This window comes from Streptomyces sp. Ac-502, from assembly GCF_045222935.1.
Classification (GTDB): Bacteria; Actinomycetota; Actinomycetes; order Streptomycetales; family Streptomycetaceae; genus Streptomyces; species Streptomyces monomycini.
Map to the genome: position 1 here is coordinate 4,429,521 of NZ_JBHFFO010000001.1, position 15,084 is coordinate 4,444,604.

The following is a 15,084-nucleotide window of genomic DNA, read 5'->3' on the forward strand; positions in this document are numbered from 1 at the left end:
GCAACTGAGGACAAGCCCTCGGCCTATTAGTACCAGTCAACTCCACCCGTTACCGGGCTTCCATATCTGGCCTATCAACCCAGTCGTCTACTGGGAGCCTTAACCCCTCCAGGGGGTGGGAGCCCTCATCTCGAAGCAGGCTTCCCGCTTAGATGCTTTCAGCGGTTATCCTTTCCGAACGTAGCCAACCAGCCATGCCCTTGGCAGGACAACTGGCACACCAGAGGTTCGTCCGTCCCGGTCCTCTCGTACTAGGGACAGCCCTTCTCAAGACTCCTACGCGCACAGCGGATAGGGACCGAACTGTCTCACGACGTTCTAAACCCAGCTCGCGTACCGCTTTAATGGGCGAACAGCCCAACCCTTGGGACCGACTCCAGCCCCAGGATGCGACGAGCCGACATCGAGGTGCCAAACCATCCCGTCGATATGGACTCTTGGGGAAGATCAGCCTGTTATCCCCGGGGTACCTTTTATCCGTTGAGCGACGGCGCTTCCACAAGCCACCGCCGGATCACTAGTCCCTACTTTCGTACCTGCTCGACCCGTCAGTCTCACAGTCAAGCTCCCTTGTGCACTTACACTCAACACCTGATTGCCAACCAGGCTGAGGGAACCTTTGGGCGCCTCCGTTACTCTTTAGGAGGCAACCGCCCCAGTTAAACTACCCACCAGACACTGTCCCTGATCCGGATCACGGACCCAGGTTAGACATCCAGCACGACCAGAGTGGTATTTCAACAACGACTCCCCTGCCACTGGCGTGACGAGTTCACAGTCTCCCACCTATCCTACACAAGCCGAACCGAACACCAATATCAAGCTATAGTAAAGGTCCCGGGGTCTTTCCGTCCTGCTGCGCGAAACGAGCATCTTTACTCGTAGTGCAATTTCACCGGGCCTATGGTTGAGACAGTCGAGAAGTCGTTACGCCATTCGTGCAGGTCGGAACTTACCCGACAAGGAATTTCGCTACCTTAGGATGGTTATAGTTACCACCGCCGTTTACTGGCGCTTAAGTTCTCAGCCTCGCCCCACCGAAATGGAGCTAACCGGTCCCCTTAACGTTCCAGCACCGGGCAGGCGTCAGTCCGTATACATCGCCTTACGGCTTCGCACGGACCTGTGTTTTTAGTAAACAGTCGCTTCTCGCTGGTCTCTGCGGCCACCACCAGCTCAGAGTGCAAAACTCATCACCAGCAATGGCCCCCCTTCTCCCGAAGTTACGGGGGCATTTTGCCGAGTTCCTTAACCATAGTTCACCCGAACGCCTCGGTATTCTCTACCTGACCACCTGAGTCGGTTTAGGGTACGGGCCGCCATGAAACTCGCTAGAGGCTTTTCTCGACAGCATAGGATCATCCACTTCACCACAATCGGCTCGGCATCAGGTCTCACCCTTAACGTGCGACGGATTTGCCTACCGCACGGGCTACACCCTTACCCCGGGACAACCACCGCCCGGGCTGGACTACCTTCCTGCGTCACCCCATCACTCACCTACTACAAGTCTGGTCCGTCGGCTCCACCACTCCCCTACGCTCCGAAGAGCTCAGGGCGGCTTCACGGACTTAGCATCGCCTGATTCGATGTTTGGCGCTTCAAAGCGGGTACCGGAATATCAACCGGTTGTCCATCGACTACGCCTGTCGGCCTCGCCTTAGGTCCCGACTTACCCTGGGCAGATCAGCTTGACCCAGGAACCCTTAGTCAATCGGCGCACACGTTTCCCACGTGTGTATCGCTACTCATGCCTGCATTCTCACTCGTGAACCGTCCACAACTACCTTCCGGTGCTGCTTCACCCGGCACACGACGCTCCCCTACCCATCACAGTCCCCGTTAGGGGTATCTACTGCAATGACACGACTTCGGCGGTGTGCTTGAGCCCCGCTACATTGTCGGCGCGGAATCACTTGACCAGTGAGCTATTACGCACTCTTTCAAGGGTGGCTGCTTCTAAGCCAACCTCCTGGTTGTCTCTGCGACTCCACATCCTTTCCCACTTAGCACACGCTTAGGGGCCTTAGTCGATGCTCTGGGCTGTTTCCCTCTCGACCATGGAGCTTATCCCCCACAGTCTCACTGCCGCGCTCTCACTTACCGGCATTCGGAGTTTGGCTAAGGTCAGTAACCCGGTAGGGCCCATCGCCTATCCAGTGCTCTACCTCCGGCAAGAAACACACGACGCTGCACCTAAATGCATTTCGGGGAGAACCAGCTATCACGGAGTTTGATTGGCCTTTCACCCCTAACCACAGGTCATCCCCCAGGTTTTCAACCCTGGTGGGTTCGGTCCTCCACGAAGTCTTACCTCCGCTTCAACCTGCCCATGGCTAGATCACTCCGCTTCGGGTCTTGGGCACGCTACTCAACGCCCTCTTCGGACTCGCTTTCGCTACGGCTTCCCCACACGGGTTAACCTCGCAACATACCGCAAACTCGCAGGCTCATTCTTCAAAAGGCACGCAGTCACGACTATGCAGCAAGCTGCATAGCGACGCTCCCACGGCTTGTAGGCACACGGTTTCAGGTACTATTTCACTCCGCTCCCGCGGTACTTTTCACCATTCCCTCACGGTACTATCCGCTATCGGTCACCAGGGAATATTTAGGCTTAGCGGGTGGTCCCGCCAGATTCACACGGGATTTCACGGGCCCCGTGCTACTTGGGTGGTTCTCAAACGAGCCGTTGATGTTTCAGCTACGGGGGTCTTACCCTCTACGCCGGACCTTTCGCATGTCCTTCGCCTACACCAACGGTTTCTGACTCGCCGACCGGCCGGCAGACCGGTCAAGAGAACTCCCACAACCCCAACCACGCAACCCCTGCCGGGTATCACACGTGACTGGTTTGGCCTCATCCGGTTTCGCTCGCCACTACTCCCGGAATCACGGTTGTTTTCTCTTCCTGCGGGTACTGAGATGTTTCACTTCCCCGCGTTCCCTCCACACTGCCTATGTGTTCAGCAGCGGGTGACAGCCCATGACGACTGCCGGGTTTCCCCATTCGGACACCCCCGGATCAAAGCTTGGTTGACAGCTCCCCGGGGCCTATCGTGGCCTCCCACGTCCTTCATCGGTTCCTGGTGCCAAGGCATCCACCGTGCGCCCTTAAAAACTTGGCCACAGATGCTCGCGTCCACTGTGCAGTTCTCAAGCAACGACCAGCCACCCGTCACAACCCGCCGAAGCAGGCCTTTACCGGGGCCGGCGTTGAAGGTACAGACGTCTCCGTCCATGCCCTCAGACACCCAACAGCGTGCCCGACACCCTCGCCCCCCTGACACGTTCCACGCCGAAGCAGTACTAGTGACCAGTGAGCCAAGTGTGCCGAGTAGTCAACGTTCCACCCATGAGCAACCAGCACCGGACATTCGCCGATGTACTGGCCCCTGACCAGCCCGAAGGCCGGTAAGAAGTGCTCCTTAGAAAGGAGGTGATCCAGCCGCACCTTCCGGTACGGCTACCTTGTTACGACTTCGTCCCAATCGCCAGTCCCACCTTCGACGATTCCCTCCCACAAGGGGTTGGGCCACCGGCTTCGGGTGTTACCGACTTTCGTGACGTGACGGGCGGTGTGTACAAGGCCCGGGAACGTATTCACCGCAGCAATGCTGATCTGCGATTACTAGCAACTCCAACTTCATGGGGTCGAGTTGCAGACCCCAATCCGAACTGAGATCGGCTTTTTGAGATTCGCTCCACCTCGCGGTATCGCAGCTCATTGTACCGACCATTGTAGCACGTGTGCAGCCCAAGACATAAGGGGCATGATGACTTGACGTCGTCCCCACCTTCCTCCGAGTTGACCCCGGCAGTCTCCTGTGAGTCCCCATCACCCCGAAGGGCATGCTGGCAACACAGAACAAGGGTTGCGCTCGTTGCGGGACTTAACCCAACATCTCACGACACGAGCTGACGACAGCCATGCACCACCTGTACACCGACCACAAGGGGGCGCCTGTCTCCAGACGTTTCCGGTGTATGTCAAGCCTTGGTAAGGTTCTTCGCGTTGCGTCGAATTAAGCCACATGCTCCGCTGCTTGTGCGGGCCCCCGTCAATTCCTTTGAGTTTTAGCCTTGCGGCCGTACTCCCCAGGCGGGGAACTTAATGCGTTAGCTGCGGCACGGACGACGTGGAATGTCGCCCACACCTAGTTCCCAACGTTTACGGCGTGGACTACCAGGGTATCTAATCCTGTTCGCTCCCCACGCTTTCGCTCCTCAGCGTCAGTATCGGCCCAGAGATCCGCCTTCGCCACCGGTGTTCCTCCTGATATCTGCGCATTTCACCGCTACACCAGGAATTCCGATCTCCCCTACCGAACTCTAGCCTGCCCGTATCGAATGCAGACCCGGGGTTAAGCCCCGGGCTTTCACATCCGACGTGACAAGCCGCCTACGAGCTCTTTACGCCCAATAATTCCGGACAACGCTTGCGCCCTACGTATTACCGCGGCTGCTGGCACGTAGTTAGCCGGCGCTTCTTCTGCAGGTACCGTCACTTGCGCTTCTTCCCTGCTGAAAGAGGTTTACAACCCGAAGGCCGTCATCCCTCACGCGGCGTCGCTGCATCAGGCTTTCGCCCATTGTGCAATATTCCCCACTGCTGCCTCCCGTAGGAGTCTGGGCCGTGTCTCAGTCCCAGTGTGGCCGGTCGCCCTCTCAGGCCGGCTACCCGTCGTCGCCTTGGTAGGCCATTACCCCACCAACAAGCTGATAGGCCGCGGGCTCATCCTGCACCGCCGGAGCTTTCCACACACAGACCATGCGGTCGTGTGTCATATCCGGTATTAGACCCCGTTTCCAGGGCTTGTCCCAGAGTGCAGGGCAGATTGCCCACGTGTTACTCACCCGTTCGCCACTAATCCCCTCCCGAAGGAGGTTCATCGTTCGACTTGCATGTGTTAAGCACGCCGCCAGCGTTCGTCCTGAGCCAGGATCAAACTCTCCGTGAATGTTTACCCGTAATCGGGTCAACACACACGAGAGCGGAACAGGAAGCGGAATAGGCTTCCCGTTCACAGCGTCCTCGCTGTGTGTGCCACCCGCACCGTTAAGTGCTGGTGGGCTTTTCAAAGGAACCTCATCCTCCGGCTGCTGCCGGTGGACGGGGTATCAACATATCTGGCGTTGACTTTTGGCACGCTGTTGAGTTCTCAAGGAACGGACGCTTCCTTTGTGCCTGTTTCACCAGGCTCTCCGGGCGCTTCCCTTCGGTCTTGCGTTTCCGACTCTATCAGATCCTCGTGGTCCTGATTTTCGCCGGTGCGTTTCGGCCTTTCGGCTTCTTCGCGGTTCCAACCTTACCAGATCCGTTCGGCGTTTCCGCTTTCCGTTTCCGGCCCCTGTTGGAGCGGGGCGGCCTTCCGGCTTTCGCTTTTCGGCCTTTCCGACTCTATCAGATCCGATTCGCAGTCCGTTTCCGGGCTGAATTCGTTTCCGATGTTTGTCGGAGTGGTTTGCCTTTCGGCTGTTCCGACTTTATCAGAAGCGTTTCGCCGATCTGAAATCGGCGGACGTTTTCCGGATAAAGATTCGGAGGCGCTTCGTGGAATCGATGTTCCGACCGAAGCAGTCGAGAGACTAACTGTCGCGCTCGAACATGTCTAGTCCGTGGCAACCGTTCGAATCTACCTCCCCGCCCTGCCCGTGTCAACGGGCCTCTTGGGGAGATCAGAGATTAGCAGGTCAGCGGGGCCTTACGCACATCAGGCCGCGGTCGGTACGGGTGCCTCGCGGTCCGCCTCGTCGACGTCTCCCGTTTCGCCCGATCGGACGGCGCGGCCCCCGAGTACGTACACGTACGCGAGAAAGGCCAGCTCGGCGACGACGCCAATGGTGATGCGGGCCCAGGTGGGCAGGCCGGAAGGGGTGACGAAGCCTTCGAGGATGCCCGACACGAACAGTACGGCGGCCAGGCCGACGGCCACCCCGAGTGCGGTGCGGCCTTCTTCGGCGAGGGCGGTGCGGCGGGTGCGCGGGCCGGGGTCGATGACGGTCCAGCCCAGGCGCAGGCCGATGCCGGCTGCGACGAAGACCGCGGTGAGTTCCAGGAGGCCGTGCGGGAGGAGGAGTCCGAGGAAGGTGTCGAGACGGCCGGCCGATGACATCAGGCCGAGGCCGACGCCCAGGTTGAGCATGTTCTGGAAGAGCACCCAGAAGACGGGCAGGCCGAGGAAGGCTCCCAGGACCAGGCACAGGGCGACCGCCTGTGCGTTGTTCGTCCATACCTGGGCGGCGAAGGACGCCGCGGGGTGGCTGGAGTAGTACGTCTCGTACTCCCCGCCGGGCCGGGTCATGGCGCGCAGGTCCTCGGGGGCGCCGATGGCGGCCTGCACCTCTGGGTGGGTGGAGATCCACCAGGCGATGAGGGCGCCGACCGCGGTGGAGAGCAGGGCCGTCGGCACCCACCAGTGGCGCAGGCGGTAGACCGCGGCGGGGAACGACACCGTGAAGAAGCGGGCGGCGTCGCGCCAGGAGGCCTTGCGCGCGCCGGTGACCGTACTGCGGGCGCGCGCCACGAGGGAGGTGAGGCGTCCCGTGAGGGCGGGGTCGGGGGCGCTGGCCTGGAGGAGGGACAGGTGGGTGGTGGTGCGCTGGTAGAGCGTGATCAGTTCGTCGGCCTCGGCACCGGTGAGGCGGCGTTTACGGCGCAGCAGCTCTTCGAGCCGGTCCCACTCGGCACGGTGGGCCCTTATGAAGACATCGAGGTCCATGGATTCAGCTCCTGGCGGCGCCGTGAGGTGACTGTGCCGTCAGCTTGGCAGACTGGCCCGGTCGGCAATGGGGCGGGCGGCGGTCCGGGAACGGACCGGTACGGAGTGGGGCAAGGAAGGGCGGCGCAGGTGAACGAACTCGTGACGGGCGAGGCGGTGGTTCTGGGGCTGCGGCCGGCCCGGCTGCCGAGCCGGGCGCTGGCGGTCCTCGTCGATCTCGCGGTGACTTGGAGTGCCTACGTCGCGGTGTCGTTGCTGCTGCTGAGCGCCACGGCGTCGATGGACGAGGCGGCGAGGGCCGCGGTGTCGGTGGCGTTGTTCGTGCTGGTGCTGGTCGGGGTGCCGATCGTGGTGGAGACGCTGAGCCGTGGCCGGTCGCTCGGGAAGCTGGTGTGCGGGCTGCGGGTGGTGCGCGAGGACGGCGGGCCGGTCCGGTTCCGGCACGCGCTGGTGCGCGGCGCGCTGGGCGCTGTGGAGATCGTGCTGACGATGGGCGTGGTGGCGTGCATCGCCTCGCTGGTCTCGGCCAGGGGGCGGCGGCTCGGTGATGTGTTCGCGGGCACCGTCGTCGTACGGGAGCGGATACCCACCCCGCGCGGGATGCCGGTGCTGCCGCCCCCGCCGCCCTGGTTGGCGGCGGAACTCGGCGCGCTGGACCTGTCGCGGGTCCCGGACAGCTGGTGGCTGACGGTACGCCAGTACCTGAGCCGAATACGGCAGCTCGATCCGCAGGTCGGCGGGGCGATGGGGGCTCGGCTGGCGGCGGATCTGTGTGGCTGGACCGGGGCGTCGGTGCCGGCGGGGATGTATCCGGCGGTGTATCTGGCCGCGGTGACGGGTGAGCGGCAGGCGCGGGAGGCGCAGCGGGCGTTCGGGGCGCCGTTGGGGGCTCCGGGGCCGGTGGTGGGTGTGTCGGGGAGCGGGGTGGCCGTCCCGGGTGGAGAGGCGCGGGTTCCGGTGGCGCCGGTGCATGCGGGCGAGCCGGGGCCGGTGCGTGCGGAGACGCCGTACGCGATGCCGGCGGCGGAGGGGGGCGGTGCGAGTACCGGGGAGGCTCAGGGCGGTGCCGGGGAGGACGGCTCCGGGGCCGGGGAGGCTGGTTCCGGGGGCGGGGCTGCGGGGGGACCGGGGCGGCGTACGGGGTTCACGCCGCCGGTGTGAGGGCGGTGCCGTGAGGGCGGTGCGCGGCCGGTGGGCCGTGCGGGTGCGGGTGTCGGGTGGTGAGCCTTACGGGTGCGGGTGTCGGACGGTGTGCTTTACGGGCGCGGGTGTCGGGCGGTGTGCGGTGCTCGGCCGGGCGGTGGCAGGGCCGGGCGGGCGGTGGGATGGCCGGGCGGGCGGTCGCGGGGCCGGGGTGTCCGGCGTTCGGTCAGGTGAAGGCGGAGGGCGGGGATTCCAGGTCTTCGAGTTGGATGCCGGGGGCCGACAGGACGACGTCGCCGGCGAGGTGGACGGCGTGCTGTTCACCGGTCTCCAGGTCGTTGACCTGGTATTCGTCCGCGGTCAGCGGGCCGTTGTCAGTGGGGTGTGCTGTCCTGTTCACCAAGGCCCAGGACTGGTCGAGCGTGCGGGGTGCGAGGACGGGGGTGTGAAGGCCACGAGGCGGGTGCGGACGGCTCCGGTGCCGGGGGCGGGGCGGAGCAGCCGGGCGGTGGCGATGAGGAAGGCGGGGGACGCGCCGGTGAAGGCGTGGGCGGGGACGTTGCCTTCGGTGGCGTGATCACCGGTCGGGTCGGTACGGACCCAGGTGACGCCTTCCAGGGCGGCGCCGCGTACCTGCCAGCCGCCGGCGTGGAGTTCGAGGCGGAGGGGGCGGCCGAGGTCGTCGAGGGTGAGGTCGACGGAGCCCGCGTGGTCTCCGGAGGGGGTGGTGAGCTGGGAGACGTAACGCCAGCCGGAGGGGCCGGTGGCGCAGTGGAAGTGTTCTTCGCCGAGGGGGTGTGGTCGTGCGGGTCGTGGAGGGAGTAGCGGCCGCGGGGCATGGGGGTCCTTGGTCGGGTCCGGTGGTACGGGTCAGGCCCCCGCCGTGGTGCTGGGCGGGGGCCTGGATCACCGGCTGCCGGTGGTGGTGCCCGATGTGCGCGATGGCGGGGCGGGCACCGGGTGCGCGGGGATCAGTAGCGGTAGTGGTCGGACTTGTAGGGGCCCTCGACCGTGACGCCGATGTAGGCGGCCTGCTCGGGGCGGAGGGTCGTGAGCTTGACGCCGAGGGCGTCGAGGTGGAGGCGGGCGACCTTCTCGTCCAGGTGCTTGGGCAGGACGTAGACGTCGGTCGGGTACTCCGCCGGCTTGGTGAACAGCTCGATCTGGGCCAGGGTCTGGTCCGCGAAGGAGTTGGACATCACGAAGGAGGGGTGGCCGGTCGCGTTGCCGAGGTTGAGCAGGCGGCCCTCGGACAGCACGATCAGGACCTTGCCGTCGGGGAAGGTCCAGGTGTGGACCTGCGGCTTGACCTCGTCCTTGACGATGCCGTCGATGGCGGCGAGGCCGGCCATGTCGATCTCGTTGTCGAAGTGGCCGATGTTGCCGACGATGGCCTGGTGCTTCATCTTGGCCATGTCGGAGGCCATGATGATGTCCTTGTTGCCCGTCGTGGTGACGAAGATGTCGGCGGTCTCGACGACCTCGTCCAGGGTGGTGACCTGGTAGCCGTCCATCGCGGCCTGGAGCGCGCAGATCGGGTCGATCTCGGTGATGATGACGCGGGCGCCCTGGCCGCGCAGCGACTCGGCGCAGCCCTTGCCGACGTCGCCGTAGCCGCAGACGACGGCGGTCTTGCCGCCGATGAGGGTGTCGGTGGCGCGGTTGATGCCGTCGATCAGGGAGTGGCGGCAGCCGTACTTGTTGTCGAACTTCGACTTGGTGACGGCGTCGTTCACGTTGATCGCCGGGAAGAGCAGCTTGCCGTCGCGCTGCATCTCGTAGAGGCGGTGCACGCCGGTGGTGGTCTCCTCGGTGACACCGCGGATCTCCGACGCCAGCTTGGTCCACTTCTGCGGGGACTCGGCGAGGGTGCGGTTGAGGAGCGTCAGGACCGCGCGGTGCTCGTCGTTCTCCGCGGTCTCGACGGCGGGGGCCTTGCCGTCCTTCTCGTACTCGACGCCCTGGTGGACCAGGAGCGTGGCGTCGCCGCCGTCGTCGAGGATCATGTTCGGGCCGCCGGTGGGCGAGTTCGGCCAGGTCAGCGCCTGCTCCGTGCACCACCAGTACTCTTCGAGCGTCTCGCCCTTCCAGGCGAAGACCGGGACGCCCTGGGGGTTCTCGGGGGTGCCGTTCGGGCCGACCGCGATGGCGGCCGCGGCGTGGTCCTGGGTGGAGAAGATGTTGCAGGAGGCCCAGCGGACCTCGGCGCCGAGAGCGGTGAGGGTCTCGATCAGCACGGCGGTCTGCACGGTCATGTGCAGCGAGCCGGTGACGCGGGCGCCGGCCAGCGGCTGCGCGGCGGCGTACTCCTTGCGGATCGCCATCAGGCCGGGCATCTCGTGCTCGGCGAGGGTGATCTCCTTGCGGCCGAAGGCGGCGAGGGACAGGTCGGCGACCTTGAAGTCCTGGCTGTGGGCTGCGGTCGACATTCGGGTTGCTCCCGGGGTCGAGGGTGGTTGGCTGGCAGTCTGCGGCGCGGGCAGGTGGGGACGTCGCCGCCCGGAGTTTCGCGCGGGCGGACGTACCGCATGAGCGGCACACCGTCCGGGACGGCATACCGTACGGGCGGTTCCGCGTGGGCGGACACACCTCTCCCCTGTTCCGCAGCGCAGTCCGTCGGAGGCCCTCTCTCCCTCGGCCGGTCCGCGGGGCGGACCGCCCAACCGCCATCAGCAGCGACGTCTGGCACTGGGCACGAATCTACACCGATCGCCCCCGGGAACCCCAGCCCGCCCTAGGAAAATACGAGCGGATGGCGAGGGCGGGGGCTCGGCGGGCGCGGTGCGGGCGTCGGTGGTTGCGGTGTGGGGGCGCCTGTGGTTGCGGTGTGCGGGCGACGGTGGCGGGTGCGGGGGCGCAGGTGGTCGGGGCGGGGGTGCAGGTGGTGGGGGCGGGCGCGTGGGGGTGGAGGGGGACGGAGGTGAGCATGGGGATAGCGGGCGCTTGGGCGTGGCGGGCGGGAGCGCGGGCGTGGGCGAGTAGGACGGAAGCGTGAGCATGGGGGGCGGCGCTTGGGCTTGGAGGGGGACGGAAGCGTGGGCATGGGGTGGAGGCGTAGGTGTGAGGTAGTGGGCGTATGGGGAGCGGGGTGCAGGGGGCTCATGGGGAGGCGGGGAGCAGGGGGCGCGGGGCGCGGGCGGGGGTGGTGGGGGTCTGGCCTGGAGTGGTGTGGCGTAGGGCACTTTGCACCCGTCCCTGCGTATTGGAGGATGCGGGGAGCGCGAGGACACTCGCACGTCACCTTGCGCGCACGTCCGTTAGGAGAGCCACGTGACCACCAGTCCAGCTGATCCCCCCAAGGGCGCGGAGAGGGGCGGGCAAGGGCTGAAGCTGCTCGCAGTGACCGCCTGCCCGACCGGCATAGCCCACACGTACATGGCCGCCGAGAAGCTGACCCAGGCCGCCGAGTCGCTCGGCCATGCGATGAAGGTGGAGACGCAGGGGTCGATCGGCGCCGAGAACGTCCTGTCTGACAACGATGTCAGAAACGCCGACGGCATCATCATCGCCGCGGACAAGGACGTCGACCCGGCTCGCTTCGTCGGCAAGAGACTGCTGGTGGTGGGCGTGGCCGAGGGCATCCGCCACCCGGAGGAGCTGATCGGCCGGGTGCTGAGCGCGCCGGTGTACGGAGCGGAGTCCGGGACGGGGTACGGGACGGAGTACGCGGCCGAGGGTGACGGGTCCGGGGGCAGGGCCGAGGGTGACGGGTCCGGGTCCGGGGCCGGAGCCGGGGTGCGGTCCGGTCGGAGTGGTGGGGCCGGGACCAGTGGCTCCGGGGGAAGGAGCGCAGCCTCGCGTACAAGGCGCTGATGAACGGTGTCAGTTACATGATCCCGTTCGTCGTGGTCGGCGGTCTGCTGCTGGCGCTGTCCCTGGCGGTCGGCGGGGAGGCGACGCCGAAGGGGCTGGTCATCCCGGAGGGCACGTTCTGGGCGCATGTCAACGACATCGGCACCATCGGGTTCCAGCTGATGGTGCCGATCCTCTCCGGCTACATCGCGTACGCGATCGGGGACCGGCCCGCGCTGGTGCCGGGCATGATCGGCGGCTGGATAGCCAACACCGGCGAGCTGTACGACTCCAAGGCGGGCGCCGGGTTCATCGGGGCGATCGTCACGGGCTTCCTGGCCGGGTACCTGGTCATGTGGATCAAGAAGGTCAGGGTTCCCCGGTTCGTCCGGCCGATCATGCCGATCATCGTGATCCCGATCGTCTCGACGGCGGTGCTCGGGCTGTTCTTCATCTACCTCCTCGGCCGGCCGATCTCGTGGGTGTTCACGCACCTGACGGACTGGCTCAGCGGGATGACGGGCACCAGCGCGATCGCGCTCGGCGCGGTTCTCGGCCTGATGATCGCGTTCGACATGGGCGGGCCGGTCAACAAGACGGCGTTCCTCTTCGGCACCGGGCTGATCGCGACCGGCAACCAGACCGTCATGGGCATGTGCGCCGCCGCCATCCCGGTGATGCCGCTCGGCCAGGGCCTGGCCACGCTGATCCGCCGGCGCCTGTACTCCGACCAGGAACGGGAGACCGGCATGGCGTCGCTCTTCATGGGCCTGTTCGGCATATCGGAGGGCGCGATCCCGTTCGCGGCGGCCCGGCCCGCACAGGTCATCCCCGCGAACATGGTGGGCGGCGCGGTCGCCGGAGCGGTCGCCGGGATGGCCGGGGTGACGGACGCGGTGCCGCACGGCGGACCGATCGTGGCGATTCTGGGTGCGGTCGGCGGGGTGCCGATGTTCTTCGTGGCCGTGGCGGCCGGGTCGGTCGTGACGGCACTGACGACGGTCGCGCTGGTGGACGTGGCGGAGCGACAGAAGGGGCGTACGGCGGCCGGGGAGGTCGGGAAGATCGGGAAGATCGGAGCGGCCGGGGAGGTCGGGAAGGTCGGGAACATCGGATCGGCTTCGGGGACGGGTGCGGGGGCGGGGCCCGAACCCGTCCTGGCCGGCGTCGGTGCGGCCGGGGCGACCGGAGGTATGGCGGCCGGGGCGGCCGGGGTCGCGGCGGCCGAGAGCGCCATGGCTGAGAGCGCCGCGCCCGGGAACACCGTGGCCGGGAACGGTACGGCTGAGGGCGCCGGGGCCGGTAGTGCCGTGGCTGGTGAGGTGAGAGGTGAAGAGGAGCCTGATGGGGGCGCCTCGGGCGCAGGGACGCCGGACGCAGGCGTTCCGGAGGCAAGCACGCCGGACGCAGGAACGCCGGACAAGGGCACGTCAGGTGGGGACATTTCGGGTGGAGACATTTCGAGTGGAGCCCCACGCGGTGAAGGTGAGGGGCCTGAAGGAGAGGGGTCGCACGGGGAGGTGCTGTCCGGGTATCTGACGCGGGAGACCGTGCAGGTGCGGCTGGCCGCCGACGGCAAGGAGGCCGCGATCCGGGAGATGGCAAAGCTCGCGGCGCGTACCGGCAAGGTGACGGACGTGGACGAGCTGGTGCGGGTGGCGCTGGCGCGTGAGGCGCAGGGCACCACCGGTCTCGGTGAGGAGATCGCGATTCCGCACGCCAAGACGGACGCGGTGACCGCCCCCGTCGTCGGCTTCGCGCGTTCCGCCGAGGGCATCGACTGGGACTCGCTGGACGGTACGCGCGCCAAGCTGGTGTTCATGATCTCGGTGCCGGAGGCCGCCGCCGGTGACGAGCATCTGCGCATCCTGGCGCTGCTGTCGCGGAAGCTGATGGACGCGGACTTCCGGGCACGGCTGCGAAGCGCACCGGACGAGACGGCGATTCTGCGGGTGCTGGGCGAGGTCGGGTAGCCGGGCGTCCGAGGGGGCCAGGCGGCCGGGCAGGCGGGCAGGCGGGCAGGCGGGCAGGCGGGCAGGCGGGCATCCGAGCAGGCGCCGACCGAGCACCCGGCAGGCCGGCATCCGGGCAGGCCGCAACCGAGCACCCGGCAGGCGGGCAGACCGGCAGATGCCAACCGGGCGACTGGTCAACCGACAGGCGAGCAAGCCGGCAGGCGCCAACCGGACAACCGGCCAACCGAGCAGGCGCCAACCGGCCAACCGCCCAACCGGCAGGCGAGCAAACGGGCACCCGAGCCCCCACAACCCGCCCGAAGCAGCCAGCCGTGTAAACCGGCAGGGCCCCGCACCAGTCCCTTGGGTTCTGGTGCGGGGCCCTGTCCGTACGAGAGGGCCGGCCGTCAGGCTCCGCCCGGGGTCTTGGCCGGGTTGTCGCCCGAGGCGGCGGCGGACTCGTGGTAGATGTCGGGTTCGAGGTAGATCACGCGGGCGATCGGGACGGCGGCGCGGATGCGGTCCTCGGCGGCGTTGATCGCGTCGGCGACCTCCTTGGCCGTGTCGTCGTGCTGGACGGCGACCTTGGCGGCGACGAGGAGTTCCTCGGGGCCGAGGTGGAGGGTGCGCATGTGGATGACGCGGGTGACGGTGTCGCCGTCGACCACGGCCGCGCGGATCTTGGCGACCTGTTCGGGGCCGGCCGCCTCGCCCAGCAGCAGCGACTTGGTCTCGGCGGCGAGGACCAGGGCGATCAGGACGAGGAGGACGCCGATGCACATCGTGCCGATGCCGTCCCACACGCCGTTGCCGGTGGCGAGGGTGAGGCCGACGCCGCCGAGCGCCAGTACCAGGCCGACGAGCGCGCCGAAGTCCTCCAGGAGGACGACGGGGAGTTCGGGGGCCTTGGCGCGGCGGACGAACTGGGGCCAGGTCTGCTTGCCGCGCAGTTCGTTGGACTCCTTGATGGCCGTACGGAAGGAGAAGCCCTCGGCGACGATCGCGAAGACCAGGACGCCGACCGGCCAGACCCAGTTGTCCAGCTCGTGCGGGTCGTGGATCTTCTCGTAGCCCTCGTAGAGGGCGAAGACGCCGCCGATGGTGAACAGGACGATGGAGACGAGGAAGCCGTAGATGTAGCGCTCGCGGCCGTAGCCGAAGGGGTGTTCCTCGGTGGCGGCGCGCTTGGCCTTCTTGCCGCCGAGGAGCAGGAGTCCCTGGTTGCCGGAGTCGGCGACGGAGTGGACGCCTTCGGCCAGCATCGAGGACGATCCGCTGAAGGCGAAGGCCACGAACTTCGCCGCCGCGATCGCCAGGTTGGCGCCCAGCGCCGCGACGATCGCCTTGGTACCGCCTGATGCACTCATGGGTGGCGCATTTCCCTTCCGTCGACCGGCTGCGGTGCGCAGCCTGCTCCGAGGCCGCTCCGAGGGCTCCTTTACGAACCCTTTAGGCGGGTCATTGTTGCAGCC

At 66.5% G+C, this 15,084-nt stretch carries 6 protein-coding genes, 2 rRNA genes and 1 pseudogene; 3 read left to right on the forward strand and 6 right to left on the reverse strand.

Translation table 11 applies throughout. The annotated features are described in order from the left end of the window. Positions 1-6: 6 nt before the first annotated feature. The 3 genes from ACEXOX_RS19865 to ACEXOX_RS19875 form a co-directional block, all read right to left on the reverse strand. Positions 7-3,128: ribosomal RNA gene (locus ACEXOX_RS19865) — 23S ribosomal RNA — on the reverse strand. Positions 3,129-3,432: 304 nt separating this feature from the next. After that, positions 3,433-4,961: ribosomal RNA gene (locus ACEXOX_RS19870) — 16S ribosomal RNA — on the reverse strand. Together the 16S and 23S rRNA genes form the textbook arrangement of a ribosomal RNA operon. A 753-nt stretch (positions 4,962-5,714) precedes the next feature. Next, positions 5,715-6,722, reverse strand: coding sequence for a stage II sporulation protein M (locus tag ACEXOX_RS19875; RefSeq protein ID WP_406522230.1), 1,008 nt, complete (start codon positions 6,720-6,722; stop codon positions 5,715-5,717). Positions 6,723-6,851: 129 nt separating this feature from the next. Here ACEXOX_RS19875 and ACEXOX_RS19880 point away from each other — a divergent pair, with 129 nt between their 5' ends. Further along, on the forward strand, positions 6,852-7,883 hold the full coding sequence (locus ACEXOX_RS19880) for an RDD family protein (protein ID WP_406522231.1): 1,032 nt from the start codon (positions 6,852-6,854) through the stop codon (positions 7,881-7,883). A gap of 208 nt (positions 7,884-8,091) precedes the next feature. Here the strand turns inward: ACEXOX_RS19880 and ACEXOX_RS19885 are convergent. Together ACEXOX_RS19885 and ahcY are read right to left on the reverse strand one after the other, a co-directional pair. Beyond that, a pseudogene (locus tag ACEXOX_RS19885) lies at positions 8,092-8,704 on the reverse strand (hypothetical protein). A 132-nt stretch (positions 8,705-8,836) separates the two neighbouring features. Further along, positions 8,837-10,294, reverse strand: coding sequence for an adenosylhomocysteinase (gene ahcY, locus ACEXOX_RS19890; RefSeq protein ID WP_406522233.1), 1,458 nt, complete (start codon positions 10,292-10,294; stop codon positions 8,837-8,839). Positions 10,295-11,135: 841 nt separating this feature from the next. Here ahcY and ACEXOX_RS19895 point away from each other — a divergent pair. Both ACEXOX_RS19895 and ACEXOX_RS19900 read left to right on the forward strand, forming a co-directional pair. Beyond that, positions 11,136-11,678: a PTS fructose transporter subunit IIB gene (locus ACEXOX_RS19895; protein WP_406522234.1), complete on the forward strand. Its 543-nt coding sequence runs from the start codon at positions 11,136-11,138 to the stop codon at positions 11,676-11,678. Beyond that, positions 11,678-13,630: a fructose-specific PTS transporter subunit EIIC gene (locus tag ACEXOX_RS19900; RefSeq protein ID WP_406522236.1), complete on the forward strand. Its 1,953-nt coding sequence runs from the start codon at positions 11,678-11,680 to the stop codon at positions 13,628-13,630. The genes ACEXOX_RS19895 and ACEXOX_RS19900 overlap by 1 nt, the downstream gene beginning before the upstream one ends. Positions 13,631-14,019: 389 nt before the next feature. Here ACEXOX_RS19900 and ACEXOX_RS19905 read toward each other — a convergent pair whose 3' ends face one another. Further along, a complete protein-coding gene (locus ACEXOX_RS19905) occupies positions 14,020-14,979 on the reverse strand; it encodes a cation diffusion facilitator family transporter (RefSeq protein ID WP_406522237.1) in 960 nt (319 codons plus the stop codon). Between the last annotated feature and the right edge of the window lie 105 nt (positions 14,980-15,084).